The sequence below is a fragment of the Kordia antarctica genome (assembly GCF_009901525.1).
Lineage (GTDB): Bacteria > Bacteroidota > Bacteroidia > Flavobacteriales > Flavobacteriaceae > Kordia > Kordia antarctica.
In genome coordinates, this window is record NZ_CP019288.1 from 3,764,422 (window position 1) to 3,783,852 (window position 19,431).

Here is a 19,431-nt window from a genome sequence, read left to right on the forward strand (position 1 = left end):
ATTATTCAGGTTTTGAGATGCTATACCAACGGAGCATCATTTTTTCAGGTTCATAGTGGAAATCTTCCAAATAATTGAGTCCAATTTTTAATAATACTTTGTGTGAAGCTTCATTTCCTTTTTCGGTAATTCCGTAGATTTTGTCAAGTTTAAGCACATTCCAAGCATATTCTAAACATGCTTTTGAAGCCTCGGTGGCGAATCCTTTTCCCCAGAATTTACGTTGAATCCGATAGCCAATATCATGAAAATTTGTGTGATTGTTGAAGGTGTAATCGGTGTACAATCGCATGCCGCACCAACCTATAAACTCGCCTGTTTCTTTCATTTCAACTGCCCAACGTCCGATTCCACGTTGTTTATATTGCAAATTAACATCTCTAATATATTTTAAAGCTGCTGCTTTTTGTGTGATTGGTTTATTGCCTAAATAGGTATGTACTTCAGGATCAGAATCGAGTACAAACATTCCGTCTACGTCTTGTTCTGTAAGGTCTCGAATAATAAGTCTGTCGGTTTCTAAATGTATATTCATGTATTGTAAATGAACGACTAAGGTATGAAAAAATTCCCAATTACAAACGACTACAAATATTTGTAAACGAAAGTAAGTGCTTCGTAACCGAATAAAATTTGGATGTCGTTTCATATTTGCACTGTCGAATCAAAACAACGATTCTATCACAAAATAATTTGTAAACATTTAAAATACAGTAATTATGAACAATTTAAAAAACAGAGTACAGTTAATCGGAAACTTAGGTAACGACCCAGAAATCATCAATTTAGAAGGCGGAAAGAAAATTGCAAAGTTTTCCATTGCAACAAATGAAAGTTATAAAAACGCACAAGGCGATAAGGTTGAAAATGTGTATTGGCACAACCTAATCGCATGGAACAAAACCGCTGAAATTGCAGAAAAATTTTTACTAAAAGGTAAAGAAGTTGCTATTGAAGGAAAGCTAACAAATCGTTCATATGAAACAGAAGCTGGCGAAAAGAAATACGTGACTGAAGTTATCGTAAACGAAATTTTAATGTTTGGGAAATAGGTTTGGGAAATCTATATGTGGGTTTGTAAAGCGGCTGATTCTTCGGAATTGGTCGTTTTTTATTTTTATAAAAGCCAAAAGTTTCAAACTAAAACCAAGAAGCTAAACGAAGTCGAAAAGGTAATTTAGCAAACTTAAAAAAGCTAACCAAACATACCCAAAACTATTCTTCTTCTTTCTTCTCCAAACTAAACATTTTGTTCGTGTCAACGCTTTGCTTTTCAAACTCTAAATAAAAATCATGAAGCTTCGTCATTCTATTTATAACACTAGAATGTATTTTTATAAATGTAATAGAATCACCTTTAATATCTGCATTCGTAGCACAATAATTCATCAGCTCTTTCTGTAAATTATCATAATTAATATACGCATTCCCATTTTGACCAATACTTACTTTTTGGTCAAAAGTACTGGCAGAAATTCCAAAAAAAGATGTCAAGGACATAAACACCAAAAACAGCACTTTTATACTATGAGAAGTTCCATTCCAACCATCTTGTGTTATCAAAAAAACTGTCAATGCTGACAGAATTGAGAAAATTAAAAACAACGTTGATGATGTATAATGATATGTATATAACTTTAAAAAAATAACCTCGTGTTGTTCTTTATATTCTTGTATTTCATCATTCAGAATTACCAATCGTCCTTCTTGCCAATCATCAATATTATAACAATCTTTAATGCCTTTATCCGCATGAATACTACTGACTTTATTCATAGAAAGCATTAACTCACGACCTTCTTTATTGGCATGTTTTCTTAAAAAATGAATTCCTGAAGCGGTTAATATCACAATCACTATAACGGTTATGATGATTTCTTTGAGATTTTGTTTTGTAGCGGTTTCCATAATGATTGATCTTCTTTTAGTACGATTAAAGATAGTAAAAAGATTGAAAATCAAAAATGTGTGTTAATGTACTTATTCATAATTAGTTGTTGAAGTAGTGTAATTACGAATCCATACATGACAAATATCATATTTTAAAATGGATTCATTTGTAATCTTTGTGAGTGTGGTAAAAAGGTATAAATGAGCAATAATATAAAGCAAACAAAATGTTTTCATTGTGGCGATGCATGTGCAAAAGAAATCATTCAATCAGATAAAAAATCTTTTTGTTGCTTCGGATGCAAAACGGTGTACGAACTATTTTCTGAAAACGATTTATCATCTTACTACGATTTACAAGCTTCTCCAGGCGGAATTCCGAAAGAAATAGAAGGAAAATATGATTTCCTAACGCAACAAAATATCATTGAAAAATTGCTAGAATTTAATGATGAAACTACGCAAATAGTTACCTTATACATTCCGCACATTCATTGTAGTTCGTGCATTTGGATTCTCGAAAACTTACACAAACTCAAACCAGAAATTAGCGATTCACAAGTCAATTTTGGCAAAAAAACGGTGCGAATCACATACAATACAACGACTTTTTCACTCAAAGAAGCGGTTTTATTACTTAGCAAAATTGGCTACGAACCGTATATAAGTTTGGACGATTATGCGACTGGAAAAAACAAAATCAATCGTACGCTCATTTACAAACTTGGAATTGCAGGATTTGCCTTTGGAAACGTCATGTTTCTATCATTTCCAGAATACTTTCAAGTCAGCGGATTTTGGATCGAACACTACAAACCACTATTTCGTTGGTTAATGTTTGCCTTTTCACTTCCTGTCGTTTTCTATGCTGCGCAAGATTATTTTATCTCTGCATTTAAAGGTTTACGCGCAAAGCTACTCAACATTGATGTGCCAATTGCATTAGGAATTTTAGTCTTATTTGTGAGAAGTTCGGTGGAAATTATATTTGATTTGGGTTCAGGCTTTTTTGATAGCCTTACGGGATTGGTCTTTTTTCTATTACTAGGGAAATTCTTCCAACAGAAAACATACAACTTTCTATCATTTGAGCGCGATTACAAATCGTACTTTCCAATTGCAGTTACAAGAATCAATAAAGGGAAAGAAACACCAATTCAAGTCTACGATATTGAAAAAGGCAATCGGTTACTTATCAGAAATGAAGAATTAATTCCCGTAGACGGAATTCTAATTAACGGAAATGCTGCTATCGATTACAGTTTTGTAACGGGCGAATCGGAAACGGTTCAAAAACTAGCAGGTGACAAGGTATTTGCAGGCGGAAAACAAACATCAGGAATCATTGAAATAGAAGCGATAAAATCGGTGGAGCAAAGTTACCTCACACAATTGTGGAGCAATGCGGTATTTGACAAAAACAAAGAAGAAAGTTTTACAACGTTAACAAATGCAATCAGTAAACACTTTACGATTACAGTGCTGTCAATTGCGTTTATATCGACAATATTTTGGTTATGGTTTGATGCTTCCAAAGCGATAAATGTATTCACAGCTGTCTTAATCATTGCATGTCCGTGTGCAATTGCATTAGCTGCACCATTTACATTTGGAAACCTATTACGCATCTTCGGAAAGCTGAAATTCTATGTGAAAAATGCAAGCGTTTTAGAACAATTAGCAACGATAAACACAATTATATTTGACAAAACAGGAACGATTACATCCAATCAAAAAAGCACCGCAAATTATGAAGGCGAACAATTATCAATTGCTGAAGCGACACTTTTAAAAAACACGTTGCGTGGCTCTAATCATCCATTAAGTAGAACGCTTTATAACATTTTAGACGAACAAAATATTGTCACACTCGATCATTTTGAAGAACATGTTGGCAAAGGAATGTCAGCGTGTTATCATGAAGAAAATATCAAAGTTGGCGCGGCAAAATTTGTAGGTTTTCAAGAAGAATCAACAGTATTAAACACAACAGTTCATATTAGTACAAACGAAACGTACAAAGGGAAATATACATTCTATAATAAGTATCGAAAAGGCGTATCGAAACTATTCAATAAGCTAAAAAAGGCGTATGATTTGGCAATCCTTTCGGGAGATAATGAAGGCGAACGAGAAAATCTCAAAAAACTATTACCGTCAAAAACAAAATTGATTTTCAACCAGAAGCCAAACGACAAACTAGAATACATCAAATATCATCAAGCAGAAGGCGCAAAAGTACTCATGATTGGCGACGGATTAAATGATGCAGGCGCGTTGGCACAAAGTAATGTCGGAATTGTGGTGTCGGAAAATGTAAATGTATTTTCTCCTGCGTGTGATGCGATATTGGATGCTTCCAAATTCAATCAATTAGATACATATTTGAAAGCTTCCAAATCAGCAATCAAAATTATCCAATGGAGTTTTGTGTTATCATTTATCTACAACAGTATCGGATTATACTTTGCTATCACAGGACAATTAGCGCCTGTAATCGCCGCAATTCTAATGCCGTTAAGTTCCATAAGTATTGTTGTATTTACAACGGTTTGTACATCTTTCTTAGGAAGGAAACTTAAGTAAAACGTCATTGCGAGAATTTGAAAAATTCGTGGCAATCTGTTTAAATAAGAGCAGATTGCTTCGTTCCTCGCAAAGACGTTTTACATGTGTACGCTAAATCTGTACACTGAGCCAAGTCGAGTTATTGAAAACAGCTTTAAAATAAAATAGTGAAAACTACAGATCCCACTTTTCAGTGGGATTAGTTCAACTTACAATTTTGAATTCGTCTTAGATGCTGAATCAAGTCCAGCACAAGCTTTTCAAAATTGAGTTTCACTAAAATAAATCCAAAACATGATAAATGTCATTTTATAGGAAATCATACAAACGTAATTTTGAGCCATAACTTCAATAGGTATGAGTGTTATATATGTTTTACTAACCATTAGTATTGTAGTTGCAATACTCTTTTTTGTCGCTTTTATTATAGCGGTAAGAAACGGACAATTTGACGATAGTTATACGCCATCGGTGCGCATGCTATTTGATGATGAATTGGTAAAAGACAAACCAAAAAAGCAAAACTAACTACAAACCAAACAGGTATTACTATGGAAATTCAGCAATTCTATTACGATAATAAAATCGTTAAAAACTTCATCTACGCCACCATAATTTGGGGAATTGTTGGAATGTCAGTTGGATTATTACTAGCGTTATTATTTCTATTTCCAACCATAGGAGAAGGTATTTCTTGGCTAAGTTTTGGGCGTTTACGTCCATTACACACAAACGCAGTAATTTTTGCCTTTGTCGGGAACGCCATTTTTGCAGGTGTATATTACTCGCTACAACGATTGCTAAAAGCCAGAATGGCAAGCGATTTTCTAAGTAAAGTTAACTTTTGGGGTTGGCAAATTATCATTATTGGCGCTGCAATAACATTACCATTAGGATACTCAACTTCGAAAGAATATGCCGAATTAGAATGGCCTTTTGATATCGCAATCGCAGTCATTTGGGTTGCTTTTGGAGTCAACATGATTTGGACAATCTTAAACAGAAGACAACGACATTTATACGTAGCAATTTGGTTTTACTTAGCAACATTTGTAACTGTTGCGGTATTACACATTTTCAACAGTTTAGCACTGCCAGTAACTGCTTTAAAAAGTTATTCCGTATACGCAGGTGTGCAAGATGCCTTGGTACAATGGTGGTACGGACACAATGCAGTTGCCTTTTTCCTTACGACACCATTTTTAGGATTAATGTATTACTTCATCCCAAAAGCGGCAAACAGACCTATTTACTCATACAGACTATCTATTGTACACTTTTGGTCGTTAATATTCATATATATTTGGGCAGGACCGCACCATTTATTATATACAGCGTTGCCAGAATGGGCGCAAAACTTAGGAGTTGCGTTCTCTATAATGTTATTAATGCCTTCTTGGGGAGGAATGATAAACGGATTGCTAACCTTACGTGGCGCATGGGATAAAGTACGAACCGATCCTGTGTTGAAATTCATGGTAGTGGCAATTACAGGATACGGAATGGCAACTTTTGAAGGTCCATTACTATCCTTAAAAAGTGTAAACTCCATTGCGCATTACACCGATTGGATTATTGCACACGTACACGTTGGCGCCTTAGCTTGGAACGGATTCCTAACCTTTGGAATGATCTATTGGTTAGTGCCGCGATTATTCAAAACGAAACTATACTCACTAGGATTGGCAAATGCACATTTCTGGATAGGAACCTTAGGAATTGTAATGTACTCGTTGCCAATGTATGTAGCAGGATTTGTACAAGCGTCCATGTGGAAACAATTCAATCCTGATGGAAACTTAGTCTACCCAAACTTTTTAGAAACAGTTTCTGAAATCATGCCATTATATTGGATGCGCGCTATTGGAGGTTCACTATTCATTGTCGGAATGTTTTTCTTAGCATACAACATTGTAGCTACTATTATTAAATCGAAAAATAAAGTAACTGATGAATTGGCAGAAGCACCAGCATTGCAACGTGTATCTAACAAACGTACAAAAGGTGAAGGTTGGCATACGGTTTTAGAACGTAAACCTATCAAACTGACTATTTATGCTACCATTGCAATCTTAATTGGTGGAATTGTACAAATAGTGCCAACGTTAATGATTGACTCAAATATTCCAACCATTACGGAAGTAAAACCATACACACCATTAGAATTGGAAGGTAGAGATATTTACATCAGAGAAGGTTGTGTTGGTTGTCACTCACAAATGATTCGTCCGTTTAGAAGTGAAGTAGAACGCTATGGCGAATATTCTAAAGCAGGCGAATTTGTATACGATCATCCATTCTTATGGGGAAGTAAACGTACAGGACCCGATTTGCAACGTGAAGGAACAGACAAGCTGAAAAAAGCAGATTCTTGGCACTTTAAACACATGTACGATCCAAGAGGAATTGAAGATAAATCTATTATGCCAGCGTATCCTTGGTTGATTCATGATGAACTTGACACATCGTCCACACAAGCCAAAATGCGCGCAATGGTTTCGCTTGGAGTTCCATATTCAGAACAAGAAATAGCAGATGCGCTGCAATACATGGACGAACAAGCCATTGGGATTGTTAAAAATCTAAGAGAAGATCCAGATTTGTTAGCTTCTTTTGAAGGCGCAAAACAAGCTGCTGCTGATAATGGCGAAGAATTTATTGAAGTAAAAAATCGTGAAATTATTGCACTGATAGCGTATTTACAACGCTTAGGAACTGACATAAAAGTAAAAGATTCGCAAGAAGAAACAATAGAAAAATAAAGCCATGTTAAAATTTGTAAAAAATCATATGGAATCAATTACGGGTATTGAAATATATCCGTTGATTTCTCTACTCATCTTCTTTACCTTCTTTATGTTGTTGTTTTGGTGGGTAATCACCGCAAAAAAAGAATACATCACAGAAGTGAGTAATATTCCATTAGACAATCAACCAACTAACCAAACACCATGAGAAATCTAATTCCATCTTGGGTACGTGTACTCGTCATTTTTTTCCTGTTATTCATAGGAGTTGAATACTTTGTAGAATCTGGCGACAGACCAGCATTTATAGAAGAACCATTAATTCTACTGTTTCTACTATTAGTGGTATTTATTTTAATAGCTATTGAAGGAATTATAGCAGCAATGGAAAATATTCTGTTCAACGGATTGGATGAAGCAGCAAAAGCAACCTACCTAGAAAAGAAAAATAAAGTTCCGGAATATAAATTGGTAAATTGGTTCAAGAAAACCTATAAAAAATCAGTAGGAACGAAACCTATTGAAGCTGAAGCCGAAATTATCTTAGATCATAATTATGATGGAATCAGAGAATTGGACAACGATTTACCGCCGTGGTGGAAATACGGATTCTATGCGTCTATTGTATTTGCAGGAATTTATTTAGCAAAATATCACGTATTTAATGGCGACGGACAATATGTAGAGCTTGAAGAAGAATATGCAGAAGCAAAAGTAGCGTATGAAGAATATCTAAAAACAGCAAAAGACCTTATAGATTATAAAAGTGTCGTATTGCTTACAGAAGCATCTGACGTAAGTGCTGGAAAAACAATCTATGCAGAAAACTGTGTGGCTTGCCACGCGGTAGATGGCGGCGGAGGAATTGGACCAAACCTAACAGACAAACACTGGGTTTTAGGTGGCGGAATTAACAACGTATTTAAAACAATTTCTAAAGGTGGACGAAGCGGAAAAGGAATGGAAGCTTGGTCTAAAAAAGGACTAAAACCGTCTGAAATTGCGCAAGTGTCAAGTTTTATACTATCATTTGAAGGAACTACGCCAGCAGCACCAAAAGATGCAGAAGGTGACATTTGGGAAGATCCAACGAAAGTGCCAGAAAATGCAAAAGTCATCGATTCTACAAAAGTAGAAGTTAATGAATAATACCAAATAAAGGTTAAATTTTATTTGGTATAAACAACAAACACATAATTGTGGAAATACCAGAAAACGAAACATTTAGAGATTCCATCGGAACTATTAATGAAGATGGAAAACGTGCTTGGGTATATCCAAAAAAACCGAGCGGTAAATACTATGAGTGGCGAAAAATTGTCAGTTATGGATTGCTAATCTTTCTATTTGCTGCTCCTTTTATAAAAATTAACGGAAACCAATTTTTACTATTTAATGTGTTGGAACGTCGTTTCAATATATTCGGATTGCCGTTTTGGCCACAAGACTTTCATTTAGTGGTGATTTCCATGATTATTGGAGTCATTTTTATTGCACTATTTACGGTTGCTTTTGGGCGTATTTTTTGCGGTTGGATATGTCCACAAACTATCTTTTTGGAAATGGTTTTCCGTCGAATTGAATATTGGATTGAAGGCGACAGAGGAAAACAAATCCGATTGGATAAACAAGATTGGAATGCTGAAAAAATTAAGAAGCGACTCTTAAAATGGTTTATATTTTTAATCATTTCTTTTGCAATTGCGAACACATTTTTAGCCTTTTTAATAGGAAGTGATGAACTCATTAAAGACATTACTGACGGACCTTTTAAACACTTAGGAACCTTGTTTCCGTTAATCATATTTACGGCAGTTTTCTACTTTGTATTTGCGTGGTTTAGAGAGCAAGTATGTATTATTGCGTGTCCTTACGGAAGATTGCAAGGAGTATTACTAGATAATAAATCGATCTTGGTTGCGTACGATCACAAACGTGGAGAAGGCGAAAATGGACGTAAAAAGTTTCGTAAAAATGAAGACAGAGAAGAATTAGGTAATGGAGATTGTATTGATTGTTTTCAATGTGTAAATGTCTGTCCAACAGGAATTGACATTAGAAACGGAACGCAACTAGAATGTGTTAATTGTACAGCGTGTATTGACGAGTGCGATGACATTATGGAAAAGGTAGACTTGCCTAAAGGATTGATTCGATATACAAGTGAAGACGAAATTGAAAAGAAAGAAAAGTTCAAATTTACACCACGATTAAAAGGATATACAGCAGTTTTAATAATTCTAATTGGCTTTTTAGTCGGAATGTTATTGATCCGAAATGATGTAGAAGCAAATATTTTACGATTACGCGGACAATTGTATGAGCAAAAAGCAGACAATATAATTAGCAATGTTTTTACATACAAACTCATCAATAAAACCACTGAAGCGATTCCTGAAGTACATTTTGAAATTAGAAAAGTAAAAGGAACTATAAAATTGGTGGCAACAACAAATGAATTTATCATTCCGAAACAAGGAATTGCAGAAGGAACTTTGTTTTTGGAAATCAATAAAAGCGATCTGAAAAACGGAAAAAATAACATCACAATTGATGTATACAGTAAAGACAAATTGATTGAAACGACAACGGTGAATTTTATAGGACCAACGAGTTATTACTAAGTTGCTGGTTTCGTTTATTCGTCATTGCGAGAAGCGATAGCGACGAAGCAATCTGTTTCTCGACAAGCAGATTGCCACGAATTTTAAAAAATTCTCGCAATGACGAAATGAAAACTAGAATTGCATTAAGGATTGCATTTCGACAAGCTCAATGTGCATCATTGTGAACGGTATTTAAAAAGGAAGCTTGCTGAGGCACTCGAAGTAAGCAAATAAATATAAAAATAATATCATGAAAATAAATTGGGGAACAGGAATCGTATTAGCATTCATAGCGTTTATCAGCTTTATATTGTTTTTTGTGATACGGATGAGTACACAATCAAAATACGATCACGATTTGGTAACCGAGACGTATTATGAAGAAGAATTGCAATATCAAAACACGATTGATAAACAGAAAAACGCACAAAAGCTCACGCAAGATGTTACGCTGACACAAACGGAACAAGGAATCGAAATTGTGTTTCCAAATACGTTTGACATCAACACGATTAAAGGAAAAGTGTTCCTATACAGACCGTCTAATAAACAATTCGATTTCGAGATGCCTATTTCGTTATCAAACCACACATTGCTCATACCTGACAATCGTTTGTTAGGCGGTCGTTGGAACATTTCTGTCGATTGGAGTTACGATGAAGAAGCGTATTTGTACAAACAGGAAATCACTTATTAAATGGTTTTTTCGGGATTCATATTAGGATTGTTAGGAAGTTTTCACTGCGTTGGTATGTGCGGACCAATTGCGTTTATGTTGCCCGTAGATCGCACGAATAGTTACAAAAAAGTAGCGCAAATTTTACTGTATCATGTTGGACGATTGCTTTCGTATGCAACTATCGGATTCATTTTTGGATTGTTGGGAAAAAGCATTTATATCTTCGGAATGCAGCAGCGTTTGTCCATAGCCATTGGAATTATTATGATTGTCACGATTAGTATTCCGTACAAAACTTTTAGTAAGTATAATTTTTCAAAACCTGTTTTTAGAATCATTTCCAACCTAAAATCGAGTTTAGGAAAGCAATTCAAAAAGAAAAGTTTAGATACTTTTTTTACGATTGGATTTTTAAACGGATTACTGCCTTGCGGATTGGTTTATATGGCAGTTTTTGGTGCCATTGCTTCTGGAAGTATGTTGCAAGGAAGTTTGTATATGTTGTTTTTTGGCTTGGGAACAATTCCGTTAATGACGACTGCAATTTACATTGGAAAGTTTCTAAACGCTACTATAAAACAACGCATTCAAAAAGCAATTCCTGTCTTTGTAATCATCATTGGAATGTTGTTTATTCTTCGCGGATTGGGTTTGGGAATTCCGTATATTTCTCCAGTTTCAAATGTTGGTTTGATTACGAATGTGATAGATTGTCATTAAAATAATTTTTAAAAAGCAGCAATATGTCTCTTAGCAAGATTATTCTTTTCTGAAGTATAGAAAAGGTTTTGCGTTAAAAATTTTCGAAGCCTTGGAGAAAATTTAGCAAAAGTTTTTCGGTTTTAGTTTTCCGAAGAGAAAACTAAAAATACCTGCCAGAAAAGCGCACTTTCTTTTGTTGATGCCTGTGCTGAACTTGATTCAGTATTCTTTGTGCGAGCAAAGAAAACGAAAATCAGCAGTAAAAAAGTGTGTTGTCTACAAAGAGTTCATTCAAACTCAAAATACCTCTTTCAGCATGACAAATATCATAGCAGTTTCCATACCTCATAACTATCTTTACTATAGAAATTAAAACAAAAACAAGATGAAAAAAAGAACACCAGTTTCCACAATTATGACCGCTGAGGTGATTACATTAAACCATACAGACAGTTTAGAAACCGCAGAAAGTTTATTCAAATCAAACAACATTCGTCACATTCCAGTTGTAAGTGGTGACGCAATTATTGGTATGTTGAGTTATACCGATTTATTGCGGATTAGCTTTGCAGATGCCGCAGATGAAGATGACACTAATGTTGAAACTATTGTCTACAATATGTTCACAATAGAACAAGTAATGGCGAAAAACTTGGTAAGCATAACTTCAGATACACTTATTAAAGAAGCCGCAGAAATTTTGGCTAAAAAGGAGTTTCACGCGTTACCAGTAGTTGACGACGGAAAATTAGTCGGAATCTTAACAACCACAGATTTAATTAACTACTTATTAGATCAATTTTAATATCTTTAAAAAGCAGTAGCGAATTTTATTAAAAAAAGAGTCATGAAAAATGTTTTAATTCTTACCGATTTCTCTCCATGTTCACGGAATGCAGCACAATATGCAATCAATTTTTTGAAAAACGAAACCTGTAGTTTCTATGTGTTGCACGTTCACAAATCGGGAACTTTTACAATGGATGATTTAATGTCTTCCGCTACTGCTAATGTTTACGAAAGTATTTTAAAGGCTGAAAAACAACGTTTACAAACCTTTAAAGACGAATTGGAACAATCGTCACAAAATGAAAAGCATCAATTTGATTCAATTTTGGATTATAATAGTTTTATTGAAGCGACACATAAAATCATTGAAGAAAAAAATATTGACTTATTAGTTGCTGGTTATAATGGTGTTTCTAATGCTGCCGAAATTCTCTTTGGAAGTCACACACTAAGCATTATCAGAAGAATTAATTGTACAACATTAATCATTCCTTCAGCCATAAAATTTCAATCTCCAACAAGCATGTTGTTACCGCTTGACGCGAAAGATGCTGTACAAAGTGAAGCGTTTGCAACTATTTTAAATACTGCGAAACTGCATCACATGCAAACGCACATTTTGAGAGTGTATGAAAAAGAAATGACTGGAGATCGTTATGACGAATCGTATCTTATAAAGCATTTCAAAGAAGTTAATTATAGTTATCATGTCATTCAAAATGTGCCGTTAGAGCATGTAAAAACATGTTACATGCAACTACATTCCATAGATATGATTGGCTTGATTGTTCAAAAAGAATCTGTCTTTGAGCGTTTATTCAAACATTCATCAACCACAGAAATTAGCAAAGCATTAAAAAAACCTTTATTGGTTGTGCATGTTTGATAAATGAAAATTTACTTTTAGATGAGGTATAAATGTTGTTGGTAAATGCTATTCCAATTCAATCTCAAAAAAGCATGCGTCTGCATTATGATAATGTGAAGGCAATCCAGCGGTATTTTCTAATTTTTTCATTCCCAAAAAATTAAATCCACAACTTTTATAATGAGCTATTAATCGCTCATTTTTTCCACAAGTATCCATTCTAATAAATTGTTTATGGTGCTTTCGGGCAAAATTTTTAGACCAATCAACAATTATCTGCACAAAGTTATTTCCTCTAAATTCAGGGTTTGTGGCTATCCGATGAATGTATATAGCAGCATCATTTTCGCTATGTTCCCAAATTTGGTCATCACTATATGTTATTGCCCAAATACAAGCTATTTTATCTTCAATTACTAACTTAAACTGTCGCTTTTCAACAACTTCAGTAGTTATATATTTTAGATCAAATTCTGGCCAAAGGTTTTCTGGAAATTTCACTTTTTGAAACTCTGTAGCCAATCTGTATAGCCTAAAAATTTCTGGAATATCTTCTGAATTGCTATTTTTTAGTATCATTTTCAGGTTTATATTAACTGATGTTTCAATGAATGCAAACGTATTTCTACAAGTTTACTATTGCTAAATCTATTCGAATTAAATCTAATATCAAAATCATAAAGAAATATTCACAAACCAAAAAAGCAGGAAATTCTAAAATTCCCTGCTTTTCTCTACAATAAATAAATAAATAATAGATTAACTAACAATCTAAATCTTAAATGTCATTACGGGCAGTACAGAATGATTTGCAATATCTTCTGAAACGCTTCCTTCAAAGAAATGTGACAATCCTGTGCGTCCGTGCGTTGCAACGGCTATTAAATCTGCATTTTGTGCGCTTGCAAAGTTCAAAACTCCTTTTTCTATGGTGTAATCATTTACATAATGTACGCTGTCCATTTTATCTAAATTTCCATCGGCAACTTTCAAGAAATCGGATACTTTAATTTCAATTTCAGATGAACTTTGGAAACTTGAACCTGGTAAGTTTACATACACTAAGTGTAATTTCGCGCCAAGCTTCGCAATTAATTTTGTAGCGTTTATATAAGGTTTTACCGCTTCTCGCGAGAAGTCACACGCAAAGACTGCGTTTTCAAAATCCATCAAAATCGGATTGTGTTTAATAACCAATACAGGAATATCCGAATGGCGCACAACTTTCTCCGTATTAGAACCAATAAAAATTTCCTTAATTCCGCTAGAACCGTGCGATCCCATTACAATTAAATCTGCATTATGATCTTGCGCTACATCACTTACTTCACTAAATACCTTAAAATGTTTAATAAGTGGCGTAACGGTAATACCTTCTAAAAATGGTTTATCTAAAAACTCATTAAACCTTTTCTCTGCCAACTTTAAGTAAAAAACAGTTTCTTGTGTGAGTTCACTTTCGTTTTCAGAAATAACAGCATTCGACAATTCTAACATGTGCAAAGCAATCACTTCTGCTTCGTGCTTGCGCGCTAAAATTGCGGCTGCTTCCAAGGCAAATTCTGAATGTTTTGAAAAATCAATGGGTACAATAATTTTTTTCATAGTGAGCTATTTTATATTCAATTGTCATTGAAAACAACTGTGTGTCTAGTTTTTATAGTGTAAAAGCGCGTTAAGTATTATCCAAAATTAGCCAATGTTATACCCGAAATCTATGATATTTGTCATGTTCGATAAATTATTCAGTAAGTTGCTGTAAATTTTTAAAAACATTGACAAAAAATAGCATCGTAACTTTTTTGCGTTACAAACGTCTTATTCAAAAACAGCATATGAAAAAAATAATATTTCTCAATTTATTCTTGTTGGTTTCTGCAATTGGAATAGCTCAAAAAAATAAAATTCCAACAATTAATGACGCTTTAAAAAAATATGATTTTATTGAAGGTCAGGTTGTTGAAAAATCGGATACAATTACATACTATTTAAAAAACTATAAAACAAAACCAAGCAATTTAATTGTATATATTCAAGGAACTGATCCGAATCCTATTTTTTCTTATTCCAAAAAAAATGGAAAAACAACAATTTCAAGATGGTTTGCAGATGATTATTTACAAGTTGATTCAACCTATACATTTGCCATTATTCCGAAACCAGGAATTGCAGGAATATATGATGAAAGTAACTTGTCAATTCCTGAGGAATATTATAAAAATAATTACCTCGAATATAGAGTGAATCAAATTGATGTATCAATTAAAGATATTGTAAAAAATCATTTAGAAAAACCACAAAAAATAATAGTTTACGGTCATTCAGAAGGCGCAACGATTGCAGCAGCATTGGCTTCAAAAAATGATGCAATAACTCATTTAGGATTCTGGTCGGGAAATGTACTGAACAATTTTTATGAATTTTCACTTTTTAATCGAATCGAATCTTTAACAGAAAAGCAATCAGATTCATTGGCGCATGAAAACATTATGGGAATTATTGAATGGTATAAATCCGTGATAGACAATCCTAACTCAACAGAAATCGATCATTTTGGATATACAAATAAACGTTGGTCTTCCTATGAAAAACCACCAATTGAATATTTACTAGAATTAGACATTCCGATTTTTGCTTATTTCGCAACAGAAGATGAAAGTACTCCAATTGAAACCGCGTATTTGCTTCCAATACAATTTATGCAAAAAAGAAAATTAAACCTCACATTTAAAGTGTGTTTAGGTTGTAATCATTCCTATGAAAAAGAAATAAATGGCGTACATAGAAAAAATTGGAACAACGTATTTATGCAATTTATCAATTGGACTAATCAAAAATAATTTCAACGAATAACTTTACCATATTGTTAAGCCTTTACAAAAATAAATGCTTGCTGATAAAATATTGAGTATTTTCGTGCTTATATAATTAAAAACAATTGTTTACTTAAAGTACTATACGAATGTCATTAATTTCCAGTGAATATTATAACAGAGATGTATCGTGGTTACGTTTTAACCATCGTGTTTTACAAGAAGCTGCCGATGCGCGAAATCCATTGTACGAACGCATCAAGTTTTTAGCCATATTTTCATCGAATTTGGATGAATTTTTCAAAGTAAGAGTTTCGGCTATTCGCCAGATTAAACAATTGGACAAAGGTTTACGTAAAAAGTTGATTACAAAGCCAAATAGATTGCTGCGTAAAATTAAAAAAGAAGTCAATCTGCAACAACAAGAATTTGGAAATATCTTTAAAAATCAAATCATTCCAGCACTGGAAAAAGAAGGTATTTCTTTGATTGATTCTACACGTTTTTCAGAAGCGCAAGCACAATTCGCGAAAGCATATTACAAAGAAGAATTAGAGTCAAAATTGACGCTCAATTATAAAATTTCGTCAGAAGAAGATATCTTTATCGAGAACGAACAATTGTATTTAGCTTCTATTTATGAAGGACAATTAGTCGTTTTTAAAATTCCTTCAAACACACCTCGATTTATAGTATTTCCTACTGAAAATGATACGTGTAGCATTACGTTTATTGACGATATTTTAAAGCACAATTTCAAAGAAGTATATCCTGAAAACACGTTTTACTCAATAAAAGTTTCGCGCGATGCGGAATTGTATATTGAAAATGAATATTCGGGCAATTTATTACAAAAAATAAAAGACTCTTTAGGCAATAGAAAAACAGGTCAAGTTACAAGAATTCTAGTCGATCAGAAAGCACCTAAAAACTTGTTAGATGAGCTGAAAGACGAATTGAATGTAAATGATACAGACATCGTTTTAGGCGGTTCATATCATAATTTTAAAGACTTTTTCGGTTTCCCGAATCCAACAGACAAAAACTTATCAATACCAGATGTTTTGCCAGTTAGAAACAAACAATTGGATGCATATGATAGTATTTTTGAAGCGATTACTGAAAAAGATAGAATGCTTTATTTTCCATACGAATCGTTTGATCATGTAGCAGAATTAGTAGAAGAAGCGGCAAAAGATGTACTTGTATCTAAAATCAAAATTACACTTTATCGTGTTGCCAAAGAATCTCGATTGACCAAAGCATTGATTGATGCTACGAAAAACGGCAAAGAAGTCACGGTTTTTATGGAGGCTAAAGCGCGATTTGACGAGCAAAATAATATAAAATGGGGAACTATTTTAGAAGAAAATGGCGCAAAAGTAATTTACAGTTACCCAGGCATTAAAGTACATTCTAAAATACTAAGTATTGAACGAATAGAAAACGAAAAACCAGTACTTTACGGATATATTGGTACAGGAAATTTTAATGAAAAAACGGCAACTTTATATACTGACTTTTGTTTGATGACGAAGAATGAAAAAATCACATCTGAGTTGATCCAAGTTTTTCAAGTATTGGAACGTGAAATCATCATTCCGAAAAGCAAAAAATTATTAATTTCTCCATTTACAACGCGAAGTACATTTTTAGAGTTGATAGACAACGAAATCAAAAATGCAAAAGCAGGAAAGGAAGCCTATATTATTTTAAAATTGAATAGTATTCAAGATACCAAAATGATTGATGCTTTATACGAAGCAAGCAACGCAGGCGTAAAAATTGACATGATTGTTCGCGGAATTTGTTGCATTGTGCCAGGCATTCCAAATCAAAGTGAAAACATTACTGTAAAAAGTATTTTAGGACAATATTTAGAACATGCGCGTGTGTATATTTTCGCTAATGGCGGAAAAGAAAAACTATATATTGGTTCTGCCGATTGGATGACACGAAATTTAGATCACCGAATTGAAGTGATTACACCAATTTTGGACGCTGATATACATAAAAAACTACGCAAATTTGTGCAATGGCAATGGAACGATTCTGTAAAAGCCAGAATTATGGACGCAAAGCAGAAAAACAAGTATATTGAAACAGACGAAAAAGCCATTCACGCGCAACAAAAAGCATATGAAGAATTGGTGAAGATGAATTCTTAAATGTCACCTTCAACTTGATTCAAAAATTTCATTTTGTGAGTTTTATTTATACTTATAAATTGTTAATTACAGAAAAGCAAATACGTTGCAATGGAAAGAATAGCTTTTGATTTGGTAATTATTAAAAAAGGAGTTTTATTCAATATTTTCAATGAAAAAATAATTGGCTACATAGGATTTGTTGGACTTATTTCAATGCTAGGTTTTGCTGCTGTTTATTTTAAAGTTTACGAAATAAATCTACTTGAGTATGCTGTGTTCAAATTACTAATTTTTCTCTTTTCGATTTGTGTTTTCATACAAGTCATAAAAATCATTAAAGGTGTAGATGGAATTTATCTAAAAAAGAAAGGGCTTCTTTTTTTTGATGAAAATGAAATTACTATTGATTTTACTGAGATTTATCCACTTACAGAAGTAACATATATTAAATTTAGCATCGCAGATTATTTAGGATATGTAGTGAAAACTAATTCCGACGGAAGTTATAAACGTAGAGCAATAGTCTGTAATCATTTAGAGTTTCAATATAATCAAAAAATTTATGAATACCAGTTTTCAATAGAATCAGAAAGACAAAAACAACTACTTATAGAAAAGGTAATTCCGCAGATGCGTGCAAAAACTAAAGTGACTTATTTAGTGCATTGAGTTGGAAAATAAAGGTTTTGCCACGAATTCACGAATTTTTAATTTTGGTTATTGACTAAAGCTGCACTTGAATTGAGTCTGTCAAAATAAACTTCAATTAATGTATGTAGCATTATTTCAGTTTTTTCGGATTTTTTAAACTCTTCTTTTCGTCACTTTTCAAACGTCTGTCTATTTTACTAATATCTTCTTCAGGTGCTAAATTTTCAGGTTTAATTCCACGTGAAATTAACGTATTACGAACAGATTTATTATTAGTACTATGTTCTCTTGAAATTTGACCTTCTGTTTTCATGTGATTTCCTTTCGCATTAAATATCGTAATCTCCGTAGCGAAATCTTTTGCTTTCAAAAGAATTGTAGGCATAAAGTCAGCTAAAGGTTTATTCTTTATTCCCCATCTATCTTTCATTTGTTGTGTAGTTTTTCCAAACAACGCAGTATCACCTTTACTTCTTATTAGGGCAAAATTTTGATTACCTCCAGTTTGCTCAAATATTACTTGCGATAATTCTTTTTCGGTAGCTTTTAATTTCTCTCTAGCTTGAACTCTTTCGTGTTCAAGAATTTTTTGTTCAATAAGTTCTGCTTTTCTAGTTTGAACTGCAAAATAACGTTGTGCAAATGCTATTGTTTCTTTTCGCGAATCTCCGTTTTGTGCAACTAGATAACAGGCGAATCGCGTGAGCATAATATCTTCAATTTCTCTCTCGCTTCCAGAACCAAGTGTAACCATTTTGTTGACGTCAACAAAATGGTCATTTATTAGTTGCTCAGAAACTTCACAAGCGGTTTTAGCTTTGTTAATTACTAGATTGAAGTTTCTCCATTCTTTATACCCTAAAAGATGTTGTAAATCTCTTGCCATCCAAAAATCTACATCATCAGAAGTTTTCTGAGCATGAGATTCAAAGTTTTCAGTAAGGCTATGTATGATGGATGTTTTCATT

Annotated in this window: 19 protein-coding genes; 14 read left to right on the top strand and 5 right to left on the bottom strand. The window is 33.5% G+C overall.

The genetic code is table 11. The features are described 5' to 3' along the window. Position 1: 1 nt before the first annotated feature. On the bottom strand, positions 2-535 hold the full coding sequence (locus IMCC3317_RS15560; RefSeq protein WP_160130415.1) for a GNAT family N-acetyltransferase: 534 nt from the start codon (positions 533-535) through the stop codon (positions 2-4). A gap of 184 nt (positions 536-719) precedes the next feature. Here IMCC3317_RS15560 and IMCC3317_RS15565 point away from each other — a divergent pair, with 184 nt between their 5' ends. Continuing rightward, on the top strand, positions 720-1,052 hold the full coding sequence (locus tag IMCC3317_RS15565; RefSeq protein WP_160130416.1) for a single-stranded DNA-binding protein: 333 nt from the start codon (positions 720-722) through the stop codon (positions 1,050-1,052). Positions 1,053-1,215: 163 nt separating this feature from the next. On the opposite strand, the gene IMCC3317_RS15570 is transcribed toward IMCC3317_RS15565, so the two are convergent. Beyond that, on the bottom strand, positions 1,216-1,908 hold the full coding sequence (locus IMCC3317_RS15570; protein ID WP_160130417.1) for a hypothetical protein: 693 nt from the start codon (positions 1,906-1,908) through the stop codon (positions 1,216-1,218). A 183-nt stretch (positions 1,909-2,091) separates the two neighbouring features. Between IMCC3317_RS15570 and IMCC3317_RS15575 the strand changes: the two genes are divergently transcribed. The 10 genes from IMCC3317_RS15575 (at position 2,092) to IMCC3317_RS15620 (ending at position 12,867) form a co-directional block, all read left to right on the top strand. Further along, the gene (locus IMCC3317_RS15575) at positions 2,092-4,476 is read left to right on the top strand and encodes a heavy metal translocating P-type ATPase (RefSeq protein WP_228054817.1); all 2,385 of its coding nucleotides are present in this window, start codon (positions 2,092-2,094) and stop codon (positions 4,474-4,476) included. A gap of 339 nt (positions 4,477-4,815) precedes the next feature. After that, positions 4,816-4,986 carry a cbb3-type cytochrome oxidase assembly protein CcoS gene (gene ccoS, locus IMCC3317_RS15580; protein ID WP_160130418.1) on the top strand — a complete coding sequence of 57 codons (171 nt, stop codon included), beginning with the start codon at positions 4,816-4,818 and terminating at the stop codon, positions 4,984-4,986. Positions 4,987-5,009: 23 nt separating this feature from the next. Continuing rightward, a complete protein-coding gene (gene ccoN, locus IMCC3317_RS15585) occupies positions 5,010-7,220 on the top strand; it encodes a cytochrome-c oxidase, cbb3-type subunit I (RefSeq protein ID WP_160130419.1) in 2,211 nt (736 codons plus the stop codon). A 4-nt stretch (positions 7,221-7,224) separates the two neighbouring features. Next, positions 7,225-7,413 carry a CcoQ/FixQ family Cbb3-type cytochrome c oxidase assembly chaperone gene (locus IMCC3317_RS15590; RefSeq protein WP_160130420.1) on the top strand — a complete coding sequence of 63 codons (189 nt, stop codon included), beginning with the start codon at positions 7,225-7,227 and terminating at the stop codon, positions 7,411-7,413. Then, positions 7,410-8,354 carry a cbb3-type cytochrome c oxidase N-terminal domain-containing protein gene (locus IMCC3317_RS15595; RefSeq protein ID WP_160130421.1) on the top strand — a complete coding sequence of 315 codons (945 nt, stop codon included), beginning with the start codon at positions 7,410-7,412 and terminating at the stop codon, positions 8,352-8,354. Before IMCC3317_RS15590 ends, IMCC3317_RS15595 begins: the two co-directional genes overlap by 4 nt. Before the next feature lie 50 nt (positions 8,355-8,404). Then, positions 8,405-9,829 (top strand): cytochrome c oxidase accessory protein CcoG, encoded by a 1,425-nt coding sequence (ccoG, locus tag IMCC3317_RS15600; protein ID WP_160130422.1) that lies wholly within the window; start codon positions 8,405-8,407, stop codon positions 9,827-9,829. Positions 9,830-10,061: 232 nt separating this feature from the next. Then, positions 10,062-10,508 (top strand): FixH family protein, encoded by a 447-nt coding sequence (locus IMCC3317_RS15605; RefSeq protein WP_160130423.1) that lies wholly within the window; start codon positions 10,062-10,064, stop codon positions 10,506-10,508. Further along, positions 10,509-11,210 (top strand): sulfite exporter TauE/SafE family protein, encoded by a 702-nt coding sequence (locus IMCC3317_RS15610; RefSeq protein ID WP_160130424.1) that lies wholly within the window; start codon positions 10,509-10,511, stop codon positions 11,208-11,210. It abuts the gene before it with no gap. 367 nt (positions 11,211-11,577) lie between these two features. Continuing rightward, a complete protein-coding gene (locus IMCC3317_RS15615) occupies positions 11,578-11,997 on the top strand; it encodes a CBS domain-containing protein (RefSeq protein WP_160130425.1) in 420 nt (139 codons plus the stop codon). Positions 11,998-12,039: 42 nt separating this feature from the next. Continuing rightward, the gene (locus IMCC3317_RS15620; protein ID WP_160130426.1) at positions 12,040-12,867 is read left to right on the top strand and encodes a universal stress protein; all 828 of its coding nucleotides are present in this window, start codon (positions 12,040-12,042) and stop codon (positions 12,865-12,867) included. Between the two features lie 48 nt (positions 12,868-12,915). On the opposite strand, the gene IMCC3317_RS15625 is transcribed toward IMCC3317_RS15620, so the two are convergent. Both IMCC3317_RS15625 and IMCC3317_RS15630 read right to left on the bottom strand, forming a co-directional pair. Further along, complete coding sequence (locus tag IMCC3317_RS15625) at positions 12,916-13,428, bottom strand: GNAT family N-acetyltransferase (protein ID WP_160130427.1); 513 nt, start codon at positions 13,426-13,428, stop codon at positions 12,916-12,918. Between the two features lie 192 nt (positions 13,429-13,620). Beyond that, positions 13,621-14,454 carry a universal stress protein gene (locus IMCC3317_RS15630; RefSeq protein ID WP_160130428.1) on the bottom strand — a complete coding sequence of 278 codons (834 nt, stop codon included), beginning with the start codon at positions 14,452-14,454 and terminating at the stop codon, positions 13,621-13,623. Between the two features lie 230 nt (positions 14,455-14,684). Here IMCC3317_RS15630 and IMCC3317_RS15635 point away from each other — a divergent pair, with 230 nt between their 5' ends. From IMCC3317_RS15635 to IMCC3317_RS15645, 3 genes are all read left to right on the top strand, one after another. Beyond that, complete coding sequence (locus tag IMCC3317_RS15635) at positions 14,685-15,689, top strand: alpha/beta hydrolase family protein (RefSeq protein ID WP_160130429.1); 1,005 nt, start codon at positions 14,685-14,687, stop codon at positions 15,687-15,689. Between the two features lie 122 nt (positions 15,690-15,811). Further along, positions 15,812-17,830, top strand: coding sequence for a polyphosphate kinase 1 (gene ppk1 / locus IMCC3317_RS15640; RefSeq protein WP_160130430.1), 2,019 nt, complete (start codon positions 15,812-15,814; stop codon positions 17,828-17,830). 90 nt (positions 17,831-17,920) lie between these two features. Further along, positions 17,921-18,481: a hypothetical protein gene (locus IMCC3317_RS15645; RefSeq protein ID WP_160130431.1), complete on the top strand. Its 561-nt coding sequence runs from the start codon at positions 17,921-17,923 to the stop codon at positions 18,479-18,481. Positions 18,482-18,593: 112 nt separating this feature from the next. On the opposite strand, the gene dinD is transcribed toward IMCC3317_RS15645, so the two are convergent. Then, positions 18,594-19,430: a DNA damage-inducible protein D gene (dinD, locus tag IMCC3317_RS15650; protein WP_160130432.1), complete on the bottom strand. Its 837-nt coding sequence runs from the start codon at positions 19,428-19,430 to the stop codon at positions 18,594-18,596. Position 19,431: the final 1 nt, after the last annotated feature.

What these genes read in the sequence shown, in the direction of transcription:
- IMCC3317_RS15560 (WP_160130415.1), bottom strand. Translation starts at nt 535, where the DNA reads ATGAATATACATTTAGAAACCGACAGACTTATTATTCGAGACCTTACA.
- IMCC3317_RS15605 (WP_160130423.1), top strand. Translation starts at nt 10,062, where the DNA reads ATGAAAATAAATTGGGGAACAGGAATCGTATTAGCATTCATAGCGTTT.
- ppk1 (WP_160130430.1), top strand. Translation starts at nt 15,812, where the DNA reads ATGTCATTAATTTCCAGTGAATATTATAACAGAGATGTATCGTGGTTA.
- IMCC3317_RS15575 (WP_228054817.1), top strand. Translation starts at nt 2,092, where the DNA reads ATGAGCAATAATATAAAGCAAACAAAATGTTTTCATTGTGGCGATGCA.
- IMCC3317_RS15625 (WP_160130427.1), bottom strand. Translation starts at nt 13,428, where the DNA reads ATGATACTAAAAAATAGCAATTCAGAAGATATTCCAGAAATTTTTAGG.
- IMCC3317_RS15630 (WP_160130428.1), bottom strand. Translation starts at nt 14,454, where the DNA reads ATGAAAAAAATTATTGTACCCATTGATTTTTCAAAACATTCAGAATTT.
- IMCC3317_RS15570 (WP_160130417.1), bottom strand. Translation starts at nt 1,908, where the DNA reads ATGGAAACCGCTACAAAACAAAATCTCAAAGAAATCATCATAACCGTT.
- IMCC3317_RS15565 (WP_160130416.1), top strand. Translation starts at nt 720, where the DNA reads ATGAACAATTTAAAAAACAGAGTACAGTTAATCGGAAACTTAGGTAAC.
- IMCC3317_RS15620 (WP_160130426.1), top strand. Translation starts at nt 12,040, where the DNA reads ATGAAAAATGTTTTAATTCTTACCGATTTCTCTCCATGTTCACGGAAT.
- ccoN (WP_160130419.1), top strand. Translation starts at nt 5,010, where the DNA reads ATGGAAATTCAGCAATTCTATTACGATAATAAAATCGTTAAAAACTTC.
- IMCC3317_RS15615 (WP_160130425.1), top strand. Translation starts at nt 11,578, where the DNA reads ATGAAAAAAAGAACACCAGTTTCCACAATTATGACCGCTGAGGTGATT.
- IMCC3317_RS15610 (WP_160130424.1), top strand. Translation starts at nt 10,509, where the DNA reads ATGGTTTTTTCGGGATTCATATTAGGATTGTTAGGAAGTTTTCACTGC.
- IMCC3317_RS15590 (WP_160130420.1), top strand. Translation starts at nt 7,225, where the DNA reads ATGTTAAAATTTGTAAAAAATCATATGGAATCAATTACGGGTATTGAA.
- dinD (WP_160130432.1), bottom strand. Translation starts at nt 19,430, where the DNA reads ATGAAAACATCCATCATACATAGCCTTACTGAAAACTTTGAATCTCAT.
- IMCC3317_RS15595 (WP_160130421.1), top strand. Translation starts at nt 7,410, where the DNA reads ATGAGAAATCTAATTCCATCTTGGGTACGTGTACTCGTCATTTTTTTC.
- ccoS (WP_160130418.1), top strand. Translation starts at nt 4,816, where the DNA reads ATGAGTGTTATATATGTTTTACTAACCATTAGTATTGTAGTTGCAATA.
- IMCC3317_RS15645 (WP_160130431.1), top strand. Translation starts at nt 17,921, where the DNA reads ATGGAAAGAATAGCTTTTGATTTGGTAATTATTAAAAAAGGAGTTTTA.
- IMCC3317_RS15635 (WP_160130429.1), top strand. Translation starts at nt 14,685, where the DNA reads ATGAAAAAAATAATATTTCTCAATTTATTCTTGTTGGTTTCTGCAATT.